General features: G+C 68.4%; 20 protein-coding genes. 10 read left to right on the top strand and 10 right to left on the bottom strand.

Annotated elements, in window-relative coordinates:
* Positions 1 to 4 precede the first annotated feature (4 nt).
* Positions 5 to 3,508 (bottom strand): bifunctional RecB family nuclease/DEAD/DEAH box helicase, encoded by a 3,504-nt coding sequence (locus ON40_RS26825; RefSeq protein ID WP_040827389.1) that lies wholly within the window; start codon positions 3,506 to 3,508, stop codon positions 5 to 7.
* Positions 3,509 to 3,796: 288 nt separating this feature from the next.
* Between ON40_RS26825 and ON40_RS26820 the strand changes: the two genes are divergently transcribed.
* From ON40_RS26820 to ON40_RS26805, 4 genes are read left to right on the top strand one after another with little or no spacing between them, the layout of a single operon-like run.
* Complete coding sequence (locus ON40_RS26820; protein WP_040827387.1) at positions 3,797 to 4,432, top strand: alpha/beta hydrolase; 636 nt, start codon at positions 3,797 to 3,799, stop codon at positions 4,430 to 4,432.
* 19 nt (positions 4,433 to 4,451) lie between these two features.
* Positions 4,452 to 4,862, top strand: a complete 411-nt coding sequence (locus tag ON40_RS26815; protein ID WP_245568005.1) for a hypothetical protein — start codon at positions 4,452 to 4,454, stop codon at positions 4,860 to 4,862.
* The gene (locus tag ON40_RS26810; RefSeq protein ID WP_040827385.1) at positions 4,855 to 6,189 is read left to right on the top strand and encodes a WXG100 family type VII secretion target; all 1,335 of its coding nucleotides are present in this window, start codon (positions 4,855 to 4,857) and stop codon (positions 6,187 to 6,189) included. Before ON40_RS26815 ends, ON40_RS26810 begins: the two co-directional genes overlap by 8 nt.
* A 45-nt stretch (positions 6,190 to 6,234) precedes the next feature.
* Positions 6,235 to 6,993 (top strand): ESX secretion-associated protein EspG, encoded by a 759-nt coding sequence (locus tag ON40_RS26805; RefSeq protein ID WP_040827383.1) that lies wholly within the window; start codon positions 6,235 to 6,237, stop codon positions 6,991 to 6,993.
* Here the strand turns inward: ON40_RS26805 and ON40_RS26800 are convergent.
* A complete protein-coding gene (locus ON40_RS26800) occupies positions 6,937 to 7,635 on the bottom strand; it encodes a phosphoribosyltransferase (RefSeq protein ID WP_063713089.1) in 699 nt (232 codons plus the stop codon). The genes ON40_RS26805 and ON40_RS26800 overlap by 57 nt on opposite strands.
* Before the next feature lie 8 nt (positions 7,636 to 7,643).
* A complete protein-coding gene (locus ON40_RS26795) occupies positions 7,644 to 8,543 on the bottom strand; it encodes a carbon-nitrogen hydrolase family protein (RefSeq protein ID WP_083895945.1) in 900 nt (299 codons plus the stop codon).
* 62 nt (positions 8,544 to 8,605) lie between these two features.
* Between ON40_RS26795 and ON40_RS26790 the strand changes: the two genes are divergently transcribed.
* On the top strand, positions 8,606 to 10,393 hold the full coding sequence (locus ON40_RS26790) for a DEAD/DEAH box helicase (protein ID WP_040827381.1): 1,788 nt from the start codon (positions 8,606 to 8,608) through the stop codon (positions 10,391 to 10,393).
* Between the two features lie 56 nt (positions 10,394 to 10,449).
* On the opposite strand, the gene ON40_RS26785 is transcribed toward ON40_RS26790, so the two are convergent.
* Positions 10,450 to 11,178: a hypothetical protein gene (locus ON40_RS26785; protein ID WP_040827379.1), complete on the bottom strand. Its 729-nt coding sequence runs from the start codon at positions 11,176 to 11,178 to the stop codon at positions 10,450 to 10,452.
* 225 nt (positions 11,179 to 11,403) lie between these two features.
* Here ON40_RS26785 and ON40_RS26780 point away from each other — a divergent pair, with 225 nt between their 5' ends.
* Both ON40_RS26780 and ON40_RS26775 read left to right on the top strand, forming a co-directional pair.
* Positions 11,404 to 12,576 carry an acyl-CoA dehydrogenase family protein gene (locus tag ON40_RS26780; RefSeq protein WP_040827377.1) on the top strand — a complete coding sequence of 391 codons (1,173 nt, stop codon included), beginning with the start codon at positions 11,404 to 11,406 and terminating at the stop codon, positions 12,574 to 12,576.
* Positions 12,577 to 12,585: 9 nt separating this feature from the next.
* Positions 12,586 to 13,707, top strand: coding sequence for an acyl-CoA dehydrogenase family protein (locus ON40_RS26775; protein ID WP_040827375.1), 1,122 nt, complete (start codon positions 12,586 to 12,588; stop codon positions 13,705 to 13,707).
* A 27-nt stretch (positions 13,708 to 13,734) separates the two neighbouring features.
* Here the strand turns inward: ON40_RS26775 and ON40_RS48345 are convergent, their stop codons facing one another.
* Positions 13,735 to 14,247 carry a hypothetical protein gene (locus tag ON40_RS48345; protein WP_051193585.1) on the bottom strand — a complete coding sequence of 171 codons (513 nt, stop codon included), beginning with the start codon at positions 14,245 to 14,247 and terminating at the stop codon, positions 13,735 to 13,737.
* Positions 14,248 to 14,526: 279 nt separating this feature from the next.
* On the opposite strand from ON40_RS48345, the gene ON40_RS26765 reads away from it, so the two are divergent.
* A complete protein-coding gene (locus ON40_RS26765; RefSeq protein WP_157186430.1) occupies positions 14,527 to 14,778 on the top strand; it encodes a hypothetical protein in 252 nt (83 codons plus the stop codon).
* Between the two features lie 284 nt (positions 14,779 to 15,062).
* On the opposite strand, the gene ON40_RS26760 is transcribed toward ON40_RS26765, so the two are convergent.
* Entirely contained in the window at positions 15,063 to 16,676 is a 1,614-nt protein-coding gene (locus ON40_RS26760; RefSeq protein ID WP_040827370.1) for an FAD-dependent monooxygenase, read from the bottom strand.
* A gap of 63 nt (positions 16,677 to 16,739) precedes the next feature.
* Between ON40_RS26760 and ON40_RS26755 the strand changes: the two genes are divergently transcribed.
* Positions 16,740 to 17,465, top strand: coding sequence for a TetR/AcrR family transcriptional regulator (locus ON40_RS26755; RefSeq protein WP_040827368.1), 726 nt, complete (start codon positions 16,740 to 16,742; stop codon positions 17,463 to 17,465).
* Positions 17,466 to 17,493: 28 nt separating this feature from the next.
* Here the strand turns inward: ON40_RS26755 and ON40_RS26750 are convergent, their stop codons facing one another.
* The 4 genes from ON40_RS26750 to ON40_RS26735 form a co-directional block, all read right to left on the bottom strand.
* On the bottom strand, positions 17,494 to 18,405 hold the full coding sequence (locus ON40_RS26750; RefSeq protein ID WP_040827367.1) for a hydroxymethylglutaryl-CoA lyase: 912 nt from the start codon (positions 18,403 to 18,405) through the stop codon (positions 17,494 to 17,496).
* Positions 18,405 to 19,616 carry a CaiB/BaiF CoA transferase family protein gene (locus ON40_RS26745; RefSeq protein ID WP_040827365.1) on the bottom strand — a complete coding sequence of 404 codons (1,212 nt, stop codon included), beginning with the start codon at positions 19,614 to 19,616 and terminating at the stop codon, positions 18,405 to 18,407. Before ON40_RS26745 ends, ON40_RS26750 begins: the two co-directional genes overlap by 1 nt.
* 111 nt (positions 19,617 to 19,727) lie before the next feature.
* Positions 19,728 to 20,660, bottom strand: a complete 933-nt coding sequence (locus ON40_RS26740) for a TauD/TfdA dioxygenase family protein (protein ID WP_040827363.1) — start codon at positions 20,658 to 20,660, stop codon at positions 19,728 to 19,730.
* Between the two features lie 97 nt (positions 20,661 to 20,757).
* Complete coding sequence (locus ON40_RS26735) at positions 20,758 to 21,528, bottom strand: deoxyribonuclease IV (RefSeq protein ID WP_040827361.1); 771 nt, start codon at positions 21,526 to 21,528, stop codon at positions 20,758 to 20,760.
* A gap of 268 nt (positions 21,529 to 21,796) precedes the next feature.
* Here ON40_RS26735 and ON40_RS26725 point away from each other — a divergent pair, with 268 nt between their 5' ends.
* Complete coding sequence (locus ON40_RS26725) at positions 21,797 to 23,053, top strand: serine/threonine-protein kinase (RefSeq protein ID WP_040827523.1); 1,257 nt, start codon at positions 21,797 to 21,799, stop codon at positions 23,051 to 23,053.
* Positions 23,054 to 23,131 lie beyond the last annotated feature (78 nt).

Genomic DNA, 23,131 nt, shown 5'->3' with positions numbered 1-23,131 from the left:
CTCGCTAGGACTGGGCGAGTTCCAGGAAAGCGGCCAGATCGGTGAGCTGTTCCGGGGTGTCCGGGAGGTACTCGGTGAGCAGGGCCGAGTGGACGATGACGGCGGTCCACATGGCGCGCGAGACGGCCGTGGTGATCCAGTGGCGGGACAGCAGGGTGTGAATGCCGTGCGGGGCGTCGCCGGGGGAGGAGGTGGTCATGGAGACCAGGACCACCGCGGCCTCCCGGCCGGCCAGGCGTTCGGGGGTGCCGACCAGGACGTCCTCGATGCGGGCCCGGGACAGCAGGGTGCGGATGCGCGCGACCTGGGCGTGATACGGGGTGACGACCAGGATGTCGTGCGGGTGCAGGCGTCGGGTCACCGCGCCCTGATGCCAGGGCAGACCCAGCAGATTCCGCACCCGGCGGACGATCTCGCGGGCCTCCTCGGCGGATTCGGTGCTGTTGCCGTGATGTTCGATCGGCTTGGTTCGCACACCCGGCGCGACGCCTTCGAGATCGCGTGCGAGAGTGACGGTTTCGCTCGAACGCAACCGTCCGGCGTACCGCAGCCGGGACACCGGTCCGCACAGCTGCGGATGCATCCGCCAGGTCCGATCCAGGAAGTAGCCGAATTCGACCGGTAGCGTGGGCAATTCGCCGAGCAGACGCCCGAGCGTCGAATCGTGTACCGGCTCGGGATGAATGCCGTGTCCGGGCAGCGGGGCCGGATCGCCGAGCAGCAGCAGATTGTGCGCGCTGCCCGCGACCGCGATCGCGTCGGCGAGCGAGAAATGCCCGGCATCGACGATCAGCAGCAGATCCAGCGCACCGGGCGGCACCTGCGCGGCGTCGGCGAAATCGCCTGGCAGGCCGCCGATCACGCAGCCGTTGACGGCGTTGTCCAGGAAACGCGGGTAACGGCCCGGCTCGATGGTCAGCCATTCCGGGGCCACCGCGTGGGTCTCGGATTTGGCGACCAGTTCCGGCAGTACGCCGACCCGCACGAGCGCGTCCAGGACCTGCTCGACCGCCCAGTGCGACCGGGCGACCACTCCGACGCGCCACTTGTACCGGGTGACCAGCCGTTCCACCACGCGGACGGCGGTGTCGGTCTTGCCGGTCCCCGACGGCCCCTGCACCGCGACATAGGAATCGTCCAGATCGAGCACCGCCGCGGTGACGGCCGCGGCGTGATCACCGAACACCTCGGGTAGCGCCGCACCCGAACGCAGGCGCGGCCGACGCCGCAGCAGCAGGTCGAACGCGGCCGTCGCGGGCACCTCGGGCAGGCTCACCAGCAGTTCGTGCGCCGCGGATTCGAGTGCGTCCGCGATGTTCTCGTCCTGGCCGGGCGGGCCCGGCACGATCGCGACCGGTAGCTCGTCGTAGGGTTCGCAGCCCTGCGGCAGCAACTCCTCGACCCGTAGGGCGTCGTCGAAATTGGCATCCAGCGAACAGCCCAGGATGGTGGCCTGCGCGGTCGTGCGGCGGCCGGGGGAGCTGGTCATGCCGGGGACGGGCCGGTCGTAGACGGTGAGCACCGGCGTCCCGGGACGTGGTGCGGCACCGGTGCCCAGACGTCCGGTCAGCGTGAGGTAGCGGCGCATCGGCCGATCACCGGTGCTGTGCCATTTGGTGTCCACGGTGCCCCAGTCCGCGATGAGCACACCCGGAGCGTCCTCCCATTCGGCGATCGGCCGCCGCAGGCGATCCTCGTGCGCCCAGTGCAGCGGCTGCCGCTCGCGGCGGTGATAGGCCAGGGTCGCGGCGGTCAGCGCCGCGGCCCGCTGTGCGGCGCTGCGGGATTCGTCGAAGTCGAAGGCGAATTCGCGCAGGGCCGCCTCGACCGCGGGCAGCGGTTCGGTCTCCGGGCGAGGGGCCTGTGCGGCGGGGCGAACACCGTGCTCGGCAGCCAGCCCGCGCAGCCACTCGCGCAGACGCAAGGCGTGCGCGCACTCCGATTCGAGTTCCTCGCAACGGATTTCGGTCCCCGCGTCGAACAGCTCGGCCAGATCGGTCAGGCGGTAGGAGCGCTGCCCGATGATCAGCGCGGAGCGCAGGATCGGGTACAGGTCCACCAGGGATCCGAGCAGGTCATCGATGATCTGCTCATCCGCGCCGTACCGGACGCACAGTCGGGCCAGCAACTGCCGGACCGGCGAACGGTAGTGGTAGATCCGCATACCCGGGTGGTGCTCCTGGCGGTCCAGGAGATATTCCAGCAGGTCGGGCGTCTCGTCGGCGGCGTCGAAACCCTCGTCGGCCGAATCCGTTCCGGCGATGGCGAAGGCGTGGAACAGCACCACCGGATCCTCGCCGCTCTCGGAGTGATGCGCCGGGGCCACGCCGACGCCCACCGCCGTGGCGGGCGTGTCCGTCACGGCCAGGAAGACGTCACCGGGCGAGGGGAGCGGCAGCGCACCCAGCGCCCCCGCATCGGTCACCGTATAGACCGCCGCGCCCGTGCGCTCGTGCTGCAGCTGTACCTCGGCCTGTCGGGACAGTGCGGAAAAGGTATGTGCCGCAACGCCGGTGACCGCGGAATCGGCGGCCGCGAGGCGATCGACGGTGGTGATACCGGCATCGCGCAACTGCGCCCGCACCCCCGGGCGCATACCGGCCACCAGCAGCAGATCGCGACCGGCCACCAGTTCCGCGGTGCAGGTCGGGCAGTGGCCGCAGGCCAGATAGCGGCGATCGCCCCACTGCACATGCAGCAGTTCGTTCTGTTTCCCGGCCAGGATCGTGGCCAGCCGTGCGCGCCGGGCCCGGAACACCGCGGCGGCGGTGTCCAGGTCCTGGATCATCTCCGAGCCGTCCGGCAGGCGCAGCCGCAGGCGCGGATCCACCTGGAAACCCCGCTGCTGCATCGCATGTGCGCAGCCCGCCAGGTCGATCAGCGCGCCGATGGGGGATCTCGAACCTGCCACGCCGTGGATCGAGTACACCGGTGCTCGATCGGGTGTCGAATAATCCGACGGCCGGTCGGCGAGTGCACCGTGGGTCGAGTAGTCCGAAGTTGCGGCGTCGTTGATCGAGAACGCGGGCAGTCGGTCGGCTGTCGCGCCCAGGGCGTCGCCGTCGACCACGGAATCGTCGTTGTCGTCGAGGACCGTCGAGGCAGGGCGGGGTCCCTCGTGTTCGCCTCTGACCAGCAGGGCGCATCCGGCGGTGAACTCGCCGTCGAAGAACCGTGCGTCGGCGACCACCGGCGCGCCCGCCCGCAGGGCGGCAACCGTCCGGCGATCGGCGCGCTCCAGGGCGGCGACCATCGCGGCGGCATCGTCTCCGGCGGGCGGATCGATGCGTTCCGCCGCGGCGGCCAGGTGGGCCGGGAGGGCGTCGAGTTCGGCGTCCACCGCACGGGCGTCGGTCCGGACCAGGGAATCGGGCGATGACCCGGTACCCGCGACCGGCGGCACCAGGCCCAGTTCGGCATCGAGCGCGCGCAGCAGCGCGAACTCGCAGCGCGCCGCTTCCACCAGGTCACTGGTGCTGCACACGACGCGATCACCGAACAGAATCAATCGTGGCCCTCCTGTGTCTCGGGACACCCGAAGCCCCGGGCGACGCACCGTTGCGTGCCGAGTCGCGCAACAGCGTAATCATTCGAGGTCGCACGGCGTGGCGTACGCGGCGCGTGTCGTCACGTGAAGTGAAACGCAGTCAGCCGTGGGGACCGGCCCGCACCCCCGCGTGACGGAAGGCCCGGATCCGAGTGTATGGGACGCGGGCCCTCGTGCGTGGTCAGGTGGGCTTTTCACAGGTGCAGGGGGTGCCGCGCGGACGGGCGCGACCGGTGAAAGGATTGCGGTATGCCGTTTTTCGAGGGCGCGCGCGGGCGGCTGCACTATCGGCGCTGGCCGGTGCGGCAACCGCTGGCCGTGCTGGAATGGCTGCCCGGCTCGGGGCAGCACACCGGGCACTATCACCGATTCGCCCGCGCGCTGGGCGCACAGCACATCGAGGTGTGGGGGCTGGACACCGCGGGGCAGGGGCTGAGCGAGGGTGATCCGGCCGCGCCCGGCTCCATCGACGAACTCGCCGCCGACGCGCTGCGGCTGGCCGCCCTGATCCGCCGGGAACTGCCCGATGCGTCGTTGATCGTGGCGGGCCACTCGCTCGGCGCGGCCACCGCGTTGACCGCACTCGCGGCCCTGCCCGATTGCGCCGGGCTCGTGCTCACCGGCACTCCCACGCGCGCGGCGACTCCCGATGCGCTTGTGCCCGAAGGACTACCGGTTCTGGCCCTGCACGGTGTCGACGATCGTCGCGCACCCATCGATCCGATTCGCGACTGGACCGGGCGTCAACAATCTGTAGGGTTGCGTGAGTACACCGATGCCGGGCACGATTTGCTCCACGAACCGGTGCACGCGCGGGTCACCGCCGACATCGCGGAGTGGGTACGGGGTGTGGTCGCGAGCGCGGTGCGCACACCTGTGGAGTGAGCTCGAGAAAGGGGGACCGGTGCAATCACAAGAGACCGGGGACCTGCGCAGCGATGTGGCAGCCCTGACGCAAGCGGTCGACGACGGCGAACTGTGGATGGACGGTGTACTGGTCACCGAGGGCGTCCACGAACGCTGTGCGCGCCGCTACGAAACCCTGGCCGAGCAGGTGGAAGCGCAGATGCAGGTGTTGCACGCGGCCACCGCGATGCCCGGCTTCGGCGGTTTCGAGTCCGGCGGCTCGCTGCAGCGCGGATTCGAGGGCAAGGCCGCCGACGCACTCGAACATCTGCGACAGTACGCCGAAGCGGCCCGCCAGCTCGCGCAGACGCTGCGCACCGCGGGCGCGGCCTACACCCAGCACGACGCCGATATCGCTGCGGCCCTGGGCAAGACCGACAGCGACGTGGTGGGGGCCGGACATGCATAAGATCAGCGGCGACGGCACCACGGTCGAAACCACCCACTCCGACCCGGATTACGCGCCGAACGTCGAAGTCTTCGACCACCTGACCTACGACGAGATCTACCGCGGCGTCATGGCGCTCAAGCCGGAGGTGCTCACCGCGGGCCGCCAGACCTGGCAGAGTTCGGGCAGCGCGATGAGCGATGCTGTGCAACAGGCACATGCGGAGATTCGTGCGGCCATCGCCGACGGCTGGCGCGGCAGTGCCGCGCAACTGGCCGCCAATGCCGTGCAGGCGTTCGAATCGCTGGGACAGAATCTGGCCGATGTGATGTCCGAAGTCGGACATCGTCTCGGACAGGCCAATGACGCAGCCGAGACGCTGCGTTCGTCGGTATCGCACCCGGTTTCGGCTGCCATGGATCTCGATGCCGCACTGCTGGATCCGAAGCATGCCGCCGCCAATGCCGAGACGCAGAAGACCTCGGAGAACGTCCGCCTGGATGTCGTGCGGGTGATGAATTCGGTCTATGTCGGAGCCTTCATCCCGACCGGCAACAACGTGCCGGGCTTCCCCGTCGGCGGCATGTACCCGACTCAGCAGCAGACCACGCCGCAGCCCGGCGTGAGCGCCCCGGGCACCAGCGTGGATACCGCGAGCCCGACCACATCGCACGGGCCGAGTTCGAATCTCGCCGGGACGCAGTCGGATCCGACCATCCACCAGCCGTCCCAGCAGCAGGCTGCGCAGCCCGACCAGGTGCGCACCGATGCCGCCGCCGCGGTGACACCGGCCTCGGTCACCGCCCCGGCGACCGCGCCCGCCGCGACGACGACACCCGCTGCCGTGCACCCCGCGTCCACCGCCGCTCCGGTGAATGTCGTTGCGCCGCAGGCCGATCGGGCAGCTCCCGTGACATCGGCGCCCGCTCCCGCGGTGGCGCCCGCCCCGGCTGCCGCCGAGCCGCGCGGTACGTCGACCAAACCGCAGAACACCTCCACGAAGCCGCAGAGCACCGACGGCGACGGCAAGCGCAAGGACCAGTCCGACGGTTCCACCAGCGGTGACGGTTCCGGCGGCGGCGACGTCTCGTCCGGGATGGGTGCCGGGATCGTCGGCGGACTCGCGGGTGGCGCGTTCGCCATGGGCGACGCGACCCGTCCGGGCAACACCGTTCCGGCTCCGCCGCGGCGCTCTCCGGAGGACGAGTACGAGGACGACGAGGACTACTACCCCGAGTTCGACGATCCGACCTTCCTCGAGCCCGCCGAACCCGGCACCGAGCTGGTCGGGCATCTGGACCCGACGACGCCGCCGGTGGTCGGCGAGTGGGTCGACGATGAGGAGTGAGCCGACGACCGTGTCGGTTCTCGAATCCGTGGCGGGCCGCCGCCGGTGAAATGGACGCTCACGCCCGACCAGTTCGCACTGGCCTGGGAGCGCACCGACGGCGACCGGATTCCGTATCCGCTCGCCGTTCGACTGTCCGCTCGCGACAGCGGTGAACGTGCCGCACAACTGCCGGAATTGAACGAATGGTGTTCGCGCACACTCGATCCCGATCTGGAAGGGGCGTTGCGGGTGTTGGCCCGCCCGGACGTGCGGGTGGAGGTGTTCGGCAGGCAGGGGTCCGAACCCGACGCGCCACCGGTGCGGGTGCTCGGCGCGGGCTCCGGACATGTCACCGTGGTGGCCGCGCAGCGTGCGGGCCAGGCGCCGGATCGCGGTTCGGATATCCGGCTGTTCGTCGGTAATCCGAAATCCCTTGCGCCCCGAGTAATTTCGATGCTGCCGGAGAACGTGGCGGGCACCGGGCCACGCTACAGCGCACCGGTGGGCCGGGTCCGCGAGGACAGTCGCGATCTGGTCACCGTGCCGATCTCCGGACCGTCCGCCCCGGCCCGCATCCGCCGCCTGCTCAAACAACCGCGCGACGGGATCGGGCAGATCATCGTCTCCGCGCGCCGCAGCAACGGTGAACTACGCCCGCTGGGCGTACTGTGCTGGATCGATGTCGCCGGAGACGGCCGCTATACCGTGCACACCCGCACCGAGGTCGACATCGTGCCGGCGAACGCTGAGGCGTTCACCACCGCGCTACGTCCGATGCTCACCGCCGCCGAACGCATCGTCGCCGAGGCCGGAGTCTGGTGATTCGCCCGGCGCGGCGCAGGTGCGCAGCAGGTCGATGACCTCCTCGTCGGTGAGCTGGTGGAAATCCCGATAGGCCCCGCCGACGCCACCGAGCACGCGGGGAACCAGCGGGCAGATGAGTTCGTCGGCCAGTTCGCCGACCCGGCGCAGCGCCTCGATCGAGGAGACCGGCACCGCCACCGTGAGCCGACGCGGCGCGCAGATATCCGCGACCTGACAGGCGACCGCGACCGTGGCGCCCGTGGCCATCCCGTCGTCCACGATCACCACACAGCGGTCGGTGAGCGGGACGCGTGGCTTTCCGACGCGCAGAATCCGTTGTCGCCGTGCGAGTTCCGCGCGCTCGCGATCCTCGATGGCGGCCAGTTGGCCGGGGCCGACGCCGGTCTGGCCGATGACGTCGTCGTTGATCACCCGCGCCCCGCCCTCACCGATCGCGCCCATCGCCAGCTCCGGCTGCCACGGCACGCCGAGCTTGCGAACCAGCAGGATGTCGACCTCGCCGCCGATCACCGCGTGCACGCCCGCCGCGACCGGGACCCCGCCCCGGGGCAGTCCCAGCACCAGCGGATCCGACGCTCGCAGGTGCATCAGCGACCCACCCAGCGAGCGACCGGCGGCGATCCGATCGGGATAGATCATGGTGTCTGTCAGTCTAGTTCGCCGACACCGAATCTCCGCAGGTTCAGGCTGGGGTTCGTGGCCCGCACCTTGTCCAGGTGATCGGGTTCGATGCGGGCGGTGGCGAATCCGGTGCCCTCGCCGAGTTCGGCGAGCACCATGCCCGTCGGATCGACGATCATCGACCAGCCCGCACCGCGCGGCGCGGCGTGATCGGCGGCCGCGACGTAGGCGGTGTTCTCGATGGCGCGCGCCCGCAACAGCGTCGACCACTGCTCGACCTTGTCCGGTCCGGGAATCCATTGCGCGGGCAGCAGGAGCACCTGCGCCCCGGCCGCGGCCAACCGCCGGAACCCCTCCGGAAAACGCAGATCGAAACAGGTCTGCAGGCCGAAGACGACGCCGTCCGCGGTGAACGTCGCCGGTTCGGTGATCGGTCCCGGCAGGACGATGTCCGATTCGCGGAAGCCGAACGCATCGTAGAGGTGCACCTTGCGGTAGACGGCCGCGAATTCGGCGTCGGGTGCGGCGGCGACCAGCGTGTTGTAGACCAGGCCGGACGGTCCGCCCGCCTCGACCACACCCGCGACCAGGTGCACGCCGAATTCGGCGGCCAATCCGCGCAGCCCGGTGACGTATCGTCCGGTGAGCGGTTCGGCCGCGTCGATCACCCGCTGATCCAGTCGGGTCACCGCGAACATCGAATACTCCGGGGCGACCACGACCCGCGCGCCGCGTTCGGCGGCGGCTCGCACGTGCTCGCGCAGTATCGCCAGATTCGCGTCCTTGTCGGTGTAGGGATCGAACTGCACCACCGCGACGTCGAGTGCCTTCGCCGGCGGCGAGGCATCGGAGCTGCTGGTCGGTCGCGCCGCGGGGTCTGCGGCGGTGACGGTGACGGGCGGCACTGGCGGCTGCTGCGGTTGCATACGTCTCACCGTATTGGGCCGATGGTCGGGGTGACCACCAGCACGCAGTAAACTGCTGGTCAATGAATACCTCAGAGGTCGACAGCGATTCCCGGTCCGACGAGAGGGACGCCGCCGACCCGTCCTTCGCCGATCTCGGCATCGATGACCGCATTCTGTCGGCCATCGCCGACGTCGGCTACGAGTCGCCGTCGCCGATCCAGGCCGCCACGATTCCCCCGCTGATCTCGGGGGCCGACGTGGTGGGCCTGGCGCAGACCGGCACCGGTAAGACCGCCGCCTTCGCGATTCCGATCCTGATGGGTCTGGCCAACACGGAGGGTCGCGCGCCGAAGAGCCCGCGTGCGCTGGTGCTGGCCCCGACCCGCGAGCTGGCGATCCAGGTGGCCGAGGCGTTCGGCCGCTACTCCGCGCATCTGCCGAGTGTGCACGTGCTGCCGATCTACGGCGGTCAGAACTACGCGGTGCAGTTGTCGGGTCTGCGGCGGGGCGCGCAGGTCGTCGTCGGGACGCCGGGCCGGGTCATCGATCACCTCGAGCGCGGCACGCTGGATCTGTCGCAGCTACAGTATCTGGTGCTCGACGAGGCCGACGAGATGCTGAAGATGGGCTTCCAGGAGGATGTGGAACGCATCCTGCGCGATACGCCCGCCGAGAAGCAGGTCGCGTTGTTCTCGGCGACCATGCCGACGGCGATCCGCAAGATCTCCAAGCAGTATCTGCACGATCCGGTGGAGATCACGGTCAAGGCCAAGACCACCACCGCCAGCAATATCACCCAGCGCTGGGTGCACGTGTCCTATCAGCGCAAGCTCGATGCGCTCACCCGCATCCTCGAGGTCGAGTCCTTCGAGGCGATGATCATCTTCGTGCGCACCAAGCAGGCCACCGAGGAGTTGGCCGAGAAGCTGCGCTCGCGCGGTTATTCGGCGGCCGCGATCAACGGTGACATCGCGCAGAATCAGCGTGAGCGCACCATCGGACAGCTCAAGTCCGGTGCGGTGGACATTCTGGTCGCCACCGATGTGGCCGCGCGCGGCTTGGACGTGGATCGCATCTCGCATGTGCTCAACTACGACATCCCGCACGACACCGAGTCCTATGTGCACCGCATCGGTCGCACCGGTCGCGCCGGTCGCACGGGTGAGGCGTTGCTGTTCGTCGCGCCGCGCGAGCGTCGCCTGCTCGATGCGATCGAGCGCGCCACCCGCCAGCCGCTGACCGAGATGCAGCTGCCCAGCGTGGACGATGTGAACGCGCAGCGGGTGGTGAAGTTCCAGGACGCCATCACCGAGAATCTGTCCTCGGACAATCTGGCGTTGTTCCGCAAGCTGATCGAGGACTACGAGGCCGAGCACAACATCCCGCTGGTCGATATCGCCGCCGCCCTGGCGGTCGCGTCGAACGACGGCGACAACTTCTTCATGGAACCCGAGCCGGAGCCGGAAAAGCAACGGCGCGAACGGGCTCCGCGCAAGTTCGACGATCGTGAGGACCGCCGCCCGGCCGGGCCGAGCAAACATCGCAGCACCGGGGCGGACATGGTGACCTACCGGATCGCCGTGGGCAAGCGCCACCGCGTGGTGCCCGGCGCGATCGTCGGCGCCATCGCCAACGAGGGCGGCCTGCGCCGCAGCGATTTCGGCCACATCAGCATCCGGCCCGATCACAGCCTCGTCGAGCTACCGGCCGACCTTTCCCCGGAGACACTGGAAGCGTTGCGCCGCACCAGAATCAGCGGCGTCCTCATCCAGTTACAACCCGACCAGGGCCCGCCCGGACAACGCTCCCTGTCCCGCGGCCCCCGCCGCGAGCCCAAGCGCTTCGATCGCCGCAAGCCGCGTACCTAGCGAGGAAAAATACCGCCCCGGGAGAATCACTTCTCTCGGGGCGGAACTGTGCTCGACTAGTGGGCGCTGCGCGGGCCCGAGGGGACGCCGCCGGGGACCGCCTGGCCCGGGGCGGGCTTCGGGGCCGCCGGGGTGGTGGGGTCGGGGATGGGGGCGTTGAAGTTGGGGCCGGGCGCGTTGTAGACGGTGAAGGCGCCGACGGTGGGGGCGATGACGCAGGTGCCGCCCGGATAGCCGATGGTGCCCCACAGGGCCGCGACGACGGTGCCGGGGCCGGTCGCGACCGTCTTGGACAGGCCGGGCAGGTGGTACTGGGTCATGTCGTCGAGCGGGCTGACGCCGCTGCGGCCGTTGCCGGTGTTGAGCCACGCGACGTTCAGGCCCGAGCCGATGGCGTAGCCGGGGGTGGCGGTGGTGGCCTGGAAACGCAGGGTGCCGTACCCGCCGTGCAGGCCGTTGTCGGCCCCGTTGGATCCCGCGACGCCCGAAGCCACCGTCATGGTGACCGGGTTGCCGGGGCAGCCGAACGTGGGGGAGGAGAACCAGAACGGCTGGAACGCGCCCGCGATGTGATCGAGCTTGGCGGCGGTGAGCAGATGCGTGGACTTGGCCAGCTTGCTCACCGCGTTCTTCGCCGCCGCATCGGAGCCCACGGCCGTGGTGAGGTGATCGATCGCGGTGTCGGTCGCGCTCGGCGCGGCGTCTGCGGTGCCGAATGCGGTCGCGGTGCCGATCGCGGCACAGGCCGAGAGCGCGGCCAGACGCGCGAGGATCCTGCCGTTCACTCGTCGTACTCCTTGATCGTGAACCGGTCGGCCGCCGAATTCGTCCGATTGCCGGACGGCCGCAGCCTGCTTCCGGAGCAACCTACCAGTTGGCAGCCGGTCGAGTGGGGTGGACCGGGCGTGCTGCGCCGGTCGGGACGAATACGCTGGTGTGATCCATCCGACAGGCCCGGATTACCGGGGAGTAGGTTTGAGCCCGGAAATCCAACACGGTGGGAGACGCCCATGAAACTTGCTTTGGCACCCGATGCGGTGGCCTTCCGGGACGAACTGCGTGAGTTCTACCGGACCAAGATTCCGGCCGAGATTCGGGACAAGGTGAAATACGGCCGGGAACTCTCCCGCGACGATATCGTGACCGCGCACAAGACCCTGCACGCGAACGGTCTCGCGGTGCCGAACTGGCCCGCCGAATGGGGTGGCAAGGATTGGACGCCGCTGCAGCGTCACATCTGGGAAGACGAGATGCAGCTGGCCTGCGTGCCCGAGCCGCTGACCTTCAACGCGAACATGATCGGCCCGGTGATCGCCCAGTTCGGTTCGCAGGAGTTGAAGGAGCGCTTCCTGCCGCCGACCGCCTCCCTCGACATCTGGTGGTGCCAGGGCTTCTCCGAGCCCGACGCCGGTTCGGACCTGGCCTCGCTGCGCACCACCGCGGTGCGCGACGGTGACTCGTACATCGTCAACGGCCAGAAGATCTGGACCACGCTGGCCCAGTACGCCGACTGGATCTTCTGCCTGGTGCGCACGAATCCGGACGCGCCCAAGAAGCAGGCCGGCATCTCGATGCTGCTGTTCGATGTGAACACTCCCGGTGTGACGATCCGCCCGATCAAGTTGATCGACGGACATCACGAGGTCAACGAGGTCTTCTTCGAGAACGTCCGGGTGCCCGCCGATCAGCTGGTCGGCGAGGAGAACATGGGCTGGACCTACGCGAAGTTCCTGCTCGGCAACGAGCGCACCGGCATCACCGGTGTGGGTCGCACCAAGGTCAAGCTCGCGGTCGCGAAGGAGTATGCCGCGCAGACGAAGATCGGCTCGGGCACGTTGCTCGAGGATCCGGTGTTCGGCGCGCGGGTGGCCGAGCTGGAGAACGAACTGCTGGCACTGGAGCTGACCCTGCTGCGCGTGGTGGCCAATTCCGCCGAGGGCAAACCGAATCCGGTCTCTTCGGTACTGAAACTGCGTGGTTCGGAACTGCAGCAGGCCGCGACCGAACTGCTGCTGGACATCGCGGGCCCGGACTCCCTGCCGGTGAACGCCGAGGCCATCGCCTCGCCCGATTGGGCGCAGCGCACTGGTCCCGGATATCTGAACTTCCGCAAGACCACCATCTACGGAGGATCGAGCGAGGTGCAACGCACCATCATCGCCTCCACCATCCTCGGATTGTGAGGCGCAGCCATGGATTTCGAACTCACCGATGAACAGGGCATGCTGCGCGACACCGTCCGCGATCTGCTGGCCCGCAGCTACGACCCGGAGTCCCGGCTGAAGGTGATCGACACCGAACTGGGCTGGAACCGCGAGGTGTGGGGTCAGCTGGCCGAATTGGGTGTGCTGGGACTGAGTTTCAGCGAGGAGGACGGCGGCGTGGGCGCCGGTCCCGTGGAGACGATGGTGGTCATGGAGGAGATCGGCCGTCGGCTCGCACCCGAACCGCTGCTGGATGCGGTGCTGCTGCCCGGCGGGTTGATCGCCCGGGTGGGCACCGCCGAACAGCGTGCTCGCGTGCTGCCCGAGGTCGTCTCCGGCACAACACTGCTCGCCTTCGCCCATGACGAGCCCGGAACACGCTGGCCCGCAACCGGTTCGGCGGTCACCGCGACTGCCGACGGCGACGGCTACCGGATCACGGGTGTGAAGAATCCGGTGCCGCACGGTGATTGCGCCGATCTGCTGGTCGTCAGCGCGACGCTGCCCGGTGGCGGGATCGGATTGTTCCTGGTCACGGCTGACGCCACGACCCGCACGCCGTATCGCACCTTCGACGGTCTGCGTGGCGCGCAGATCGAGTTCGACGGCGCGGCGGCCGAACTGCTCGGCGAATCCGGTGACGCCTCGGCGGCCATCGCGGCGCTGATCGCGCAGGCGCAGGCGAGCCTGTGCGCGGAGTCGGTCGGCGCGATGGCCGAGGCGTTGCGGCTGACCACCGATTATCTGAAGACCCGCAAGCAGTTCGGGGTTACCCTGTCGAAGTTCCAGACGCTCACCCAGCGTGCGGCGAATATGTACGTCTCCCTGGAACTGGCCCGGAGCATGAGCGTGTACGCCACCGCGTCGCTCACCGAGGGGGAACCCGATCCGGCCGTGGCGTCGCGGGCTCGCCTGCAGGTGGGCCGTTCGGCCCGGCACATCGGTCAGGAGGCGGTCCAGATGCACGGCGGTATCGGCATCACCACCGAATATCCGGTCAGCCACTACGTCGCGCGACTCACCGCCATCGAGCACACCTTCGGCGGCGGATTCGAGCATCTGCGGGTGCTGACCGATCGCCTCGGCGAATACGACCTGGTCGAGCTGTAGCGCGACCGCGGTGACGGCCGTTCCGCGTCAGTTGTCGCCCTCCTCGGATGGCAGCCGATGGTGGGGGTACTGCGGATCGGTCGTCACCGAAGTGGCGGGCGAGGTGGTGGTCGTGTTCCCGTCGTACGGGTCGGTGGTACTCGTCGGCGGCGTGGTGTGGCCTGGGGGATCGAAGCTCTGCTCGTCGAACGGATCCATGGTCGGCGTCGCGGCCGGAAAGGGCGGATCGGAGGGGAACGGCGAGGTGGTCGAGGTGGGGCGGGGCGTGGTCCTGGCCGCGATACGCCAGGACGGCGACGGCGGGATGACCACGACGTAGGACGTCGCACTCGCGGCGCGGGTGCCCGTGACGACGTGTCCGTCCGCACTGAGCGGCGGCGGGGCGACATAGACGTCGTGCTGTCCGAGTCCGCAGGCTCCGATCAGTACCAGCCCCAACGAGATTGCGCCCGCCGCGATCGCCGGGCCTGCCACCTTGGCGGTCAGGCGGTGTGGGATGTCCTCGGCGTTATCCCCCAACTCCGCCTTGCTGCCGTGCATTGGTGACTAGCTCCTCAATTGTCCCGAACCGGCCTCACATTATCCGAGTGCCGGGGTCGGGGGCCAGATGAGCGTGCTGGTCGACAAAATACCGACCCGTCATGTCAAACAACTATGGTTCAGATAACGGATCGATAACTTCGGCGTGTCGTACGCGTGTCGGGTGGAGATTTGACAACGGAGACGTAGCGTGTGGGCAAAGTTACACGTGAGACGCCTTCAATATGCCGGGGGAAACCGTGAAATTCACGGCTCCGGCGGCGTCATCGAGGAGTGGTGATGGGAGCTTTCTCGACGACCCCCCTGGGCGCGGCGCCCCAGAGTGATTCGGCCGCAGCCGAATCCTCGCGTCCCGTCTGGGCGATCGTCTCGCGCCTCGTGGCCTGGGTGATTTTCGCAGGCGGCATGGTGGGAGCGGTGATGGGCATTGTCGATCTACGCGTCCTGGTCACCGTCGCAGGTCTGATCCTCGCCAGCACCGCCGGTTTGGTGCTGTTGAAGCTTCGGGCCGATGCGCACGGATCGGCCTGAACGCGCGGGTCGGTGAACGCCCGCGGAAATCCGCTGGGCGATAGGGAATTACGTGCCCGCCTTCGGCGGGCGTGCGGTTCGAGCCGACCTGGGGACCTCGTGCAGGTCCGGCAGTCCGCGATGGGTGCCTTCGGTGATCCATTGCGACACACGACGATTACCACTGCGGTCGGGTGCTGTCCGATGTGGTGATCCGGCTGATCTCGCGTCGAGTGGGATGTTCGGCGCATCGGCTGTGGACGATGTGGATTCGCATGCTGCCGGTGAATCGGTGGCGCTCAGCGCTATTGGGGTTCAGCCAGGATTCGATCGAGTGCCGAGTCGAATGCCGTCGCGGGGTCCGCTGGTGTGGTCGGAGTGCGCCAGGCGACGATCTGATCGGGACGTAGCAGCAGTGCACCCGATCTGGTGATACCTGCTGCTGCGCACCACTTTTCGTCCAGTGTGTGGACGGATGTGCGCGGCCTCGGCGGAATTCGGTGATCTGCCCGGTGTTCGGTCGGGGATGCATCCGGTGATGTTGCTGCACAGCCTGTTTCGCTCAGCGCGTCGGGCAGTCGTTTCGACAGCTGCCAATGGCCGGCCTGCGGGCCGGTGAGCAGGGCGAATCCGGGGCCGGGGAGGTCGAGGGTGGAGCGGCCGTCGGGCAGGGGCAGATGTGGCACTCGGGTGCCGGGCTGGCCGGTGAGATCCAAGCGAGTCAGGGTGTGTGGGCTGCTGTCGTCGATGAAGGCTCCGGACGGGTAGCGCTGGCCCAGGATCATGGCGATCGGGTCCGCCAGGGGTGTGCCGTCGGTCGAGCGGTGGGGCGGGGTGCGCAGATCGGCGGTGCGGACGCTGGATTGGTCGGCGGTGAACCAGCCGACCGGGTGACGTTCGGTGTGGTAGGTGTCCAGTAGGCCGGGCCCGGCGTCACCGCGCAGTACCGCGGCCAGCTTCCAGGCGAGGTTGTGCACATCGTGAATGCCGGTGTTCGCGCCGGCAGCCGCGTACGGCGGCATGACATGGGCGGCGTCCCCGGCCAGGAAGATCCGGCCGTCGCGATACCGGTCCGCGACGAACATGCCCGGCTCCCAGGGCAATACGCTCACCACCTCGATGTCGACACCCGGTTCGCCGATCGCGATCCGCAGTGCCCGCGGCCAATCCCGCACCGGGCGGTCGATATCGTGCGAGGTACTGAAGATCCATCGGCGCGCGCCGTCCACGGACATGAATGCCCCCGGTGCGCGGTCGTTCTCGATCTGACAGAGATTGAATTCGCGGCCCCGCACCAGATTCGACAACTCGGCGTGGAAATAGACGTTCACCGCTCGGCCCAGGGTGCCTCGACCACTGCGGGTGATACCCAGGCGCTCGCGGATCGGGCTCGCGGCTCCGTCGGCGGCGATCAGATAGCTCACCAGTATCCGTTGGGTATCGCCGTCGGTGCTGCGTAGCGTCGCCGTGACGCCCGTTGTGTCCTGGGCGAATTCGGTGCATTCGACACCGAAGCGGATATCGCAGCCACGCTCGGTGGCCAGGGTGCGCAAGGTCGGTTCGAGCAGATCCTGTGCGCACAGACAGGCCGTGGACGGGGTGATCGCGGCCCAGTCGGGCATGCCGCCCGGCAGTGTGAACGGCAGGCGGGTGGCGCGGGCCAGGGTCGGCCCGGCGGCCATGGCCTGATGGGCGGACAGATCGCGCGCCGCGTCCAGGACCGTCTCGCCGATGCCGATCTGGTCGAACAGTTCCATGGTGCGGATGTTGATCCGCCGGGCCTTGGGCTGTGGGGATGTGGTCGCGCGCCGTTCCACCAGCAGTGACGGCACGCCGTGATACCGCAGGAACAGGGCAGCCGTCAGCCCGACGAGTCCGCCGCCGACGATCAGGACTCGATGTTCGTGTACGTCGTACATTATATGTACGTTGTACACCAATGGTTGAATGCCCGGCAAGGGACGGATTTTCGAGGAGGTGCAATGGCCGAGGAGGCTCCGGGACCGCTGATCTGGACCCTGCCCGAACCGCCCGGACGGCCCACGACCAGTCTCGGTCGCGCGGGCATCCTGCGCGCGGCCCTGGCGATCGCCGACGCCGAGGGAGCGCCGGCGCTGACCATGCGTCGCGTCGCCGCGGCCGTGGGTGCGTCGACCCCGATGTCGCTGTACCGCTATGTCGGTAGCAAGGACGGTCTCGTGGATCTGATGATCGACGCCGTCTACGGTGAGATACCGCTGCCGGACGAGCCTGCGGCACATTGGCGTTCGAGGCTCGAGCATCTGGCGCGGGAAACCTGGGCGGTACTGCTGCGCCATCTCTGGTTCGGGGAGCTCGTGCACACCCGGCCACCGCTGGGGCCGAACGCGCTGCGCTACTTCGATTTCCGGTTCGCGATGCTGGAGCCGCTGGGCCGCACCGCCGACGAGCTGTCATTGATCACGAGCGCGGTGGACGGCCATCTCTTCGGCGCGGCACTGCAATTGGCGCACGAGCAACGCATGCGCATGCGCGTCGGCCTGCACACCGACGACCAGCTGGCTGCGGCCGCCCGCCCTTTCGTGGAGCCGATTCTCGCCGAAGGCAGCTATCCGGCTTTCAGCCGATGGTTCCAGGGGCGTACCGGCGCGGGCCCCGACGAGCCGGTCGAATGGATACTCGGCTGCATCCTCGACGGCCTCACCCTCAGGCTCGGCCTGCCGGCGTGAACCGTCTGTCGGCTGCGTGGCGGACCGTTCAGTTCTTTTCGTGCACAACCCATTCGAAGGCGTCGGCCTCGGATCGGGCGCCTTCGGCGGTGCGGGATCGATTCGGCTCGCCGAGTTCGCCGAGCAGGTCGCGGGACAGGCCGACCAGAGTTGCCAGGGTGTCCGGGGTGAACCAGTCCGGGCGGGTGGCGAACAGCAGATCCTCACTCGAGGTGTTGCCGCTCGCGCCGGGGGCGAACGGGCAGCCACCCAGCCCGCCGAGCGAACCGTCGACCATGGTGGCTCCGGCATCGAGTGCGGCCAGCGAATTCGCCACGCCCATACCCCAGGTGTCGTGGCCGTGGAAGATGATGCGGCGCTCGGGAGTTCGGGTCCGCACGGCAGTGATCAGATCACTCACCTGCTGCGGATACGCCTGGCCCAGAGTGTCGGCGACGACGATATCGGTCGCGCCCTCGGCGCGGGGATCGTTCGCGATGTCCAGCACCCGGCGTGGATCGACGGGACCGTCGAACGGACAGGTGAACGCCGTCGCCAGGCACAGCTGAATCGATCCCCCGGCCTCGTGCGCCAGGGCGATCGCCTCGGGCATGGCCGCCAGGCTCTCCTCGGTGGTGCGGCCGATATTGGCCTTGTTGTGCGCGTCGGACGCCGAGAAGCAGTACTGGAAATTGCGCACACCGGCCTCGGCGGCTCGGCGGACATGCCGGGGCGTGGCCACCCACACCCAACAATGTTGCAGCTCTTCGGGTTCCAGAGCGGCGATCAGATCCATCGTGTTGGCCATCGGCGGCACCAGATCCGGCCGCGCCATCGAACCGATCTCCAGCGTGGGCACGCCCAGACCGAGCAGGGTGCGCACGAGTTCGACCTTGCGATCGGTGGGCAGCACCTTGCCGGTCAGTTGCAGGCCGTCACGCAGCGTGACATCGCGCAGCATCAGTCCACCTCCAAGTCGCGGATCTGCTCGTCCGACATGCCCAGCAGTCCGGCGAGCACCTCGTGGGTGTGCTCGCCCAGATCCGGGCCGACGTTTCGGATCGGCAACGACGTCTCGCCGATCACCGGCACGATGCCCGGGAAACCCACCTGCTTCGGCTCGGATTCGCCGACGTCCACCGGAAAGTGCTGAATCATGTTGCGCGACAGGTACTGCGCGTCGGTGGTGATATCGGCCGCGGTGTAGATCGGGCCGGACGGGATGCCCGCACCCTCCAGAATCGCCAGCGCCTCGTCACGGGTGTGGCCGCGCGTCCACTCGGCGATGGCGGCATCGAGGCGTTCGCGATGTTTCCAGCGACCGGCGTTGTCGGCCAGTTCCGGATCCGCGGCCAGATCGGGCCGCTCGATGACCTGCATATAGCGCTGGAAGATGGCATCGCCGTTACCGCCGATGATGATGCTGAACCCGTCCGAGCAGGGATAGGCGTTACTGGGGGCGATGCCCTCCATCCGGCCGCCGACCCGTTCGCGGGCGATGCCGTAGGCGTAGTAGTCGGGCACCAGCGATTCCATCACCGACAGGATCGACTCGTTCAGCGCGACGTCGATCATGCGGTGCGGCAACGGAATCGGCTCGTTCGACCGCTCGCGCTGGAACAGCGCCATCACCGTGCCGAAGGCCGCGTAGATCCCGGCGATCGAATCGCCGATGGACACGCCCACCCGCACCGGCGGTCGATCCGGATCGCCGACCAGTTCGCGCAGACCGCCCACGGCCTCGGCCACCGCCGCGAATCCGGGTCGCTGGGACATCGGTCCCGTCTGACCGTAGGCGGAGATCCGGGTGAGGATGAGATCCGGATTGGCCGCGTTCAGCTCCTGCGGGCCCAGCCCCCACTTCTCCAGCATGCCGGGCCGAAAATTCTCCAGCAGGACATCGGACCGGGAGACCAGATCGAGCACGATCGCCCGGCCCGCCTCGGACCGCAGATCCAGGGTGATGGACTTCTTGTTCCGGTTCACCGTCCGGTACAACATCGAGGTGTCGCCACCGTACAACCGCCAGTTGCGCAGTTCGTCACCGGTTTTCGGCCGCTCGACCTTGATCACCTCGGCGCCGAAATCGCCGAGGATCCGCCCCGCGGTCGGCGCCGCGATGTAATTGCCCAGCTCCAGTACCCGCACTCCGTCGAGCGGCCGAATCTCCATGGAATCGATTCAACCAGTCGCGACGGGAGTCCTGTAGCCCGCGCTGCCGGGGCAGCCGAAGGTCTCGGTCGTGGCGGTGAACTGCGACGGGGACCTTCGGCTGCGGCGCGATCAGGCTGCGGCCTGCTCGACCACCGAATAGTGCTCGGCGTTACCGGCGATCACCGTGCTGGTCCGGCCGTCGACGCCGACCGGAATATCGCCCGCGAGGGTGATGCGGGTGAGCTTGCGGTGCTCGGCGCCGTCGAAATCGTCGATGGCGTAGTGCTGGGTGGCACGGTTGTCCCAGATCGCGACGTCGCCCAGCGACCAGTTCCAACGGGTGGTGTGCTCGAGCCGGGTGACCCGGTCCTGGAACAGTCGGAACAGCGCCTGCGATTCGGAGTTGTGCAGCCCTGCGAAATGCTTCACGAAATGTCCCAGCAGCAGGGCGCGTTCACCGGTTTCGGGGTGCACGCGCACCACCGGGTGCTCGGTCTCGTAGTAGGTCGAGACGAACTCGTCGCGATAGGACTGGTACTTCGGGTCCGAATCCTTGCCGTGACCGGCGGCGTAGTCGTAGGCGTTGGTGTGCACCGCGCGCAGACCCTCCGCGAGCCGCTTGAGCGGGTCGGGCAGCGAGTTGTAGGCCGCGACGGTGGAGGCCCAAGTGGTCGAACCGCCGTAGCTGGGCAGGGTGACCGCGCGCAGGATCGAGGCCTTGGGCACCCGGTCCACGAAGGTCACGTCGGTGTGCCAGCTGTTCGCCCGCCCGGTCTCGGAGTCGATGGCCAGGGATCGGACGCCGCGGGAGGTGACCGTCGGATGCGGTGTGGTCGGGGTGCCCAGCAACTCCGCGAACGCGTACTGACCGTCCTCGGTGAGGTGGTCCTGACCGCGGAAGAAGATCACCTTGTGTTCGTTGAGCGCGGCGCGGATCGCCTCGACCGCCGGCGCGGACAGGTCACCGCCGAGCCGGACGCCCTCGATGCGTGCGCCGATGTGGGTGCCGAGCTTGACGACCTGCACGGCTGTCTCGGTTTCTACTGCGTGATCGACGGACATGAAGCGCCTTTCGCTCGGATCTGTGGTGCATGAGCAGCACATCACCGGCGAGCGGGACGAACCATATTTGCGGTCAGGAGGATCCCAACGCTCGCGCTCAGCCCAGATGTTCGCGCAGATAGGCCAGATCCTCGGCGACGCCCTCGGCGGGGGTTTCCAGGATCACCGGCGCACCGGCGGTGCGGCAGACCTCGGCCAGCAGTTGCGGGTCGATGGTGCCCTCGGCGAAGTTGGCGTGCCGATCCGCGCCCGAATTGAACTCGTCGCGTGAGGAATTCAGATGGACCAGATCGATCCGACCCGTGATGGCCTTGATCCGATCCACGACGCCGACGAGCTCCTCGCCGCCGGCCCAGGCGTGACAGGTGTCCAGGCAGAATCCCGCGTCGTACTCGCCGACCACGTCCCAGAGTTTGGCGATGGAGTCGAAATACCTGGCCATGGCGTGATTTCCGCCCGCGGTGTTCTCGATCAGGATGGGCACCGCGAAACCGCCCTTGTCCTGCTGGCGCTCGAACAGCTTGCCCCAGTTGGTGATACCGGCCTCGATCTCCGCATCCGAGCGCACATGCCCGCCGTGCACGACGAGGCCGAACGCCCCCAGATCGGCCGCCGCCTGCGCCTGCAGCGCCACCGCCTGCCGCGAGGGCATGCGCAGGCGATTGTTGGTGCTGGCCACGTTGATCTGATACGAGGAGTGCACCACCAACTCGATCGGACTGGCCTTGATCTGCTCGGCCAGCGGATGCGGCTGGGGTTTGTCCCAACTCTGCGGATCCACTACGAACATCTGGATGACCTCGGCGCCCAGTTTCTCGCCGAAGCCGATCGGATCACTGTCTTGTCTGACGTGTGCTCCAATGCGCATGGGATCGAGCGTATCGGTACCCACCGACAGGTTCCGCCGGGGCGCGGAACCGGCCGTTTCCACCGGTCCTTCCGGGGCGATCAACCCGCATCGGATCGGTGTGATGGGCCGCGGCGGCGTTCGCGCCACCGCGGGGTGCGGATTCGTCCGGGCTGCTATGGTTTCGGTGTTTCCCGTGGTCGGCTCGTAACGGCGACGGAGTTCATGCGGTACACGGCCGTGCGCTGGCGGGTCCCGGTGCGCGGCACGGGAAGTGGGAGCGGACATCATGGTGGCCAACGGTGAGGTCTTCGCCGGATATCTCGTCGAGCAACTGCTCGGCCGCGGCGGCATGGGTTCGGTATATCTGGCCAAACATCCGCGTCTGCCGCGCAAGACCGCGCTCAAGCTGCTCAACCGTGAAATGGTATCCGATCAGGAGATCCGTGCCCGCTTCGAGCGCGAGGCCGATCTGGTCGCCCAGCTGGACCACCCCAATATCGTCACCGTCTACGACCGTGGTCTCGAGGACGGTCAGCTGTGGATCTCGATGCAGTACATCGACGGTATCGACGCCGCCAGTGTGGACCCCACCAAACTCCCGCCCGAGCGCGCGGTGCAGATCATCGGCGAGGTCGCCGAGGCGTTGGACTACGCGCACGGCAACGGTGTCATGCACCGCGACGTCAAACCCGCGAACATGCTGCTGGCCCGCTCGACGGGCGGTAAGGGCGAGCGCGTCTACCTCACCGACTTCGGCATCGCCCGGCTGCGTGACGACGGCGGCCACCTCACCCAGACCGGCACGTTCACCGCGACGCTGGCGTACGCCTCGCCCGAACAGCTCACCGGGGCCAACCTGGACGGCCGCGCGGATCAGTATTCGCTGGCCTGCAGCCTGTTCTGGTTGTTCACCGGGACCGGGCCGTTCGCCGCGTCCAATCCGGCCGCGGTGATCCGTGGACACCTGCAGGAGCCCGCGCCGCCGCTGAGCAAGATCCGGCCCGGACTCCCGCCCGCGATGGACAGCGTGCTGGCCAAGGCCATGGCCAAACGCCCGGACGACCGTTTCGTCTCGTGCGCGGAATTCGCCGCCGCGGCCCGCCGCGCCCTGGCGGCGCCCAGCTCCCCGGGGGTTCCGCTGTCGCCGCCGCGGCAGTTCACCGGCCCGGGGATGCAGACCGTCGGCCCGCAGACACTGGGCCCGCAGACGGTAGGGCCGCAGACCGTCGGCCCGCAGATGGGCCTCACCGGAACCGGCCCCGGCAATCCCGTGGTGCCGCAGCGCACCGGTCCCGGAATGCAGAACGCCGGACCCATGCCCACCGCGGGGCCCGCACCCGTGCCGATGTCGGTGCGTTCGCCGACGCCGCCTCCGCAGCAGATGTATCCGCAGAATTCGCCGTATCCGCAGACCGGTTACGGCTATCAGCCCACGCAGATGCCGCCGCAGCGCAAATCCAACACCGGCCTGATCATCGGCATCATCGTCGGCGCGGTGGTCATCCTGCTGGTCGTGCTGGCGATCATCGGTTCGCTGGGCTGAGCCGGTCCGGTATACCCCCGAAGTATTGGGGGGCATTCCTGATGGCGCAGACGTGCGGGTCAGGCAACACTGGAGAAC

It is taken from the genome of Nocardia jiangxiensis NBRC 101359, from assembly GCF_000308615.1.
Classification (GTDB): domain Bacteria; phylum Actinomycetota; class Actinomycetes; order Mycobacteriales; family Mycobacteriaceae; genus Nocardia; species Nocardia jiangxiensis.
The sequence above is the reverse complement of the archived record's forward strand: the minus strand, read 5'-3'. Positions and strand labels throughout refer to the sequence as shown.

What these genes read in the sequence shown, in the direction of transcription:
- ON40_RS26820 (WP_040827387.1), top strand. Translation starts at nt 3,797, where the DNA reads ATGCCGTTTTTCGAGGGCGCGCGCGGGCGGCTGCACTATCGGCGCTGG.
- ON40_RS26810 (WP_040827385.1), top strand. Translation starts at nt 4,855, where the DNA reads ATGCATAAGATCAGCGGCGACGGCACCACGGTCGAAACCACCCACTCC.
- ON40_RS26800 (WP_063713089.1), bottom strand. Translation starts at nt 7,635, where the DNA reads ATGATCTATCCCGATCGGATCGCCGCCGGTCGCTCGCTGGGTGGGTCG.
- ON40_RS26795 (WP_083895945.1), bottom strand. Translation starts at nt 8,543, where the DNA reads ATGCAACCGCAGCAGCCGCCAGTGCCGCCCGTCACCGTCACCGCCGCA.
- ON40_RS26790 (WP_040827381.1), top strand. Translation starts at nt 8,606, where the DNA reads ATGAATACCTCAGAGGTCGACAGCGATTCCCGGTCCGACGAGAGGGAC.
- ON40_RS26780 (WP_040827377.1), top strand. Translation starts at nt 11,404, where the DNA reads ATGAAACTTGCTTTGGCACCCGATGCGGTGGCCTTCCGGGACGAACTG.
- ON40_RS26775 (WP_040827375.1), top strand. Translation starts at nt 12,586, where the DNA reads ATGGATTTCGAACTCACCGATGAACAGGGCATGCTGCGCGACACCGTC.
- ON40_RS48345 (WP_051193585.1), bottom strand. Translation starts at nt 14,247, where the DNA reads ATGCACGGCAGCAAGGCGGAGTTGGGGGATAACGCCGAGGACATCCCA.
- ON40_RS26765 (WP_157186430.1), top strand. Translation starts at nt 14,527, where the DNA reads ATGGGAGCTTTCTCGACGACCCCCCTGGGCGCGGCGCCCCAGAGTGAT.
- ON40_RS26760 (WP_040827370.1), bottom strand. Translation starts at nt 16,676, where the DNA reads ATGTACGACGTACACGAACATCGAGTCCTGATCGTCGGCGGCGGACTC.
- ON40_RS26755 (WP_040827368.1), top strand. Translation starts at nt 16,740, where the DNA reads ATGGCCGAGGAGGCTCCGGGACCGCTGATCTGGACCCTGCCCGAACCG.
- ON40_RS26750 (WP_040827367.1), bottom strand. Translation starts at nt 18,405, where the DNA reads ATGCTGCGCGATGTCACGCTGCGTGACGGCCTGCAACTGACCGGCAAG.
- ON40_RS26745 (WP_040827365.1), bottom strand. Translation starts at nt 19,616, where the DNA reads ATGGAGATTCGGCCGCTCGACGGAGTGCGGGTACTGGAGCTGGGCAAT.
- ON40_RS26740 (WP_040827363.1), bottom strand. Translation starts at nt 20,660, where the DNA reads ATGTCCGTCGATCACGCAGTAGAAACCGAGACAGCCGTGCAGGTCGTC.
- ON40_RS26735 (WP_040827361.1), bottom strand. Translation starts at nt 21,528, where the DNA reads ATGCGCATTGGAGCACACGTCAGACAAGACAGTGATCCGATCGGCTTC.
- ON40_RS26725 (WP_040827523.1), top strand. Translation starts at nt 21,797, where the DNA reads ATGGTGGCCAACGGTGAGGTCTTCGCCGGATATCTCGTCGAGCAACTG.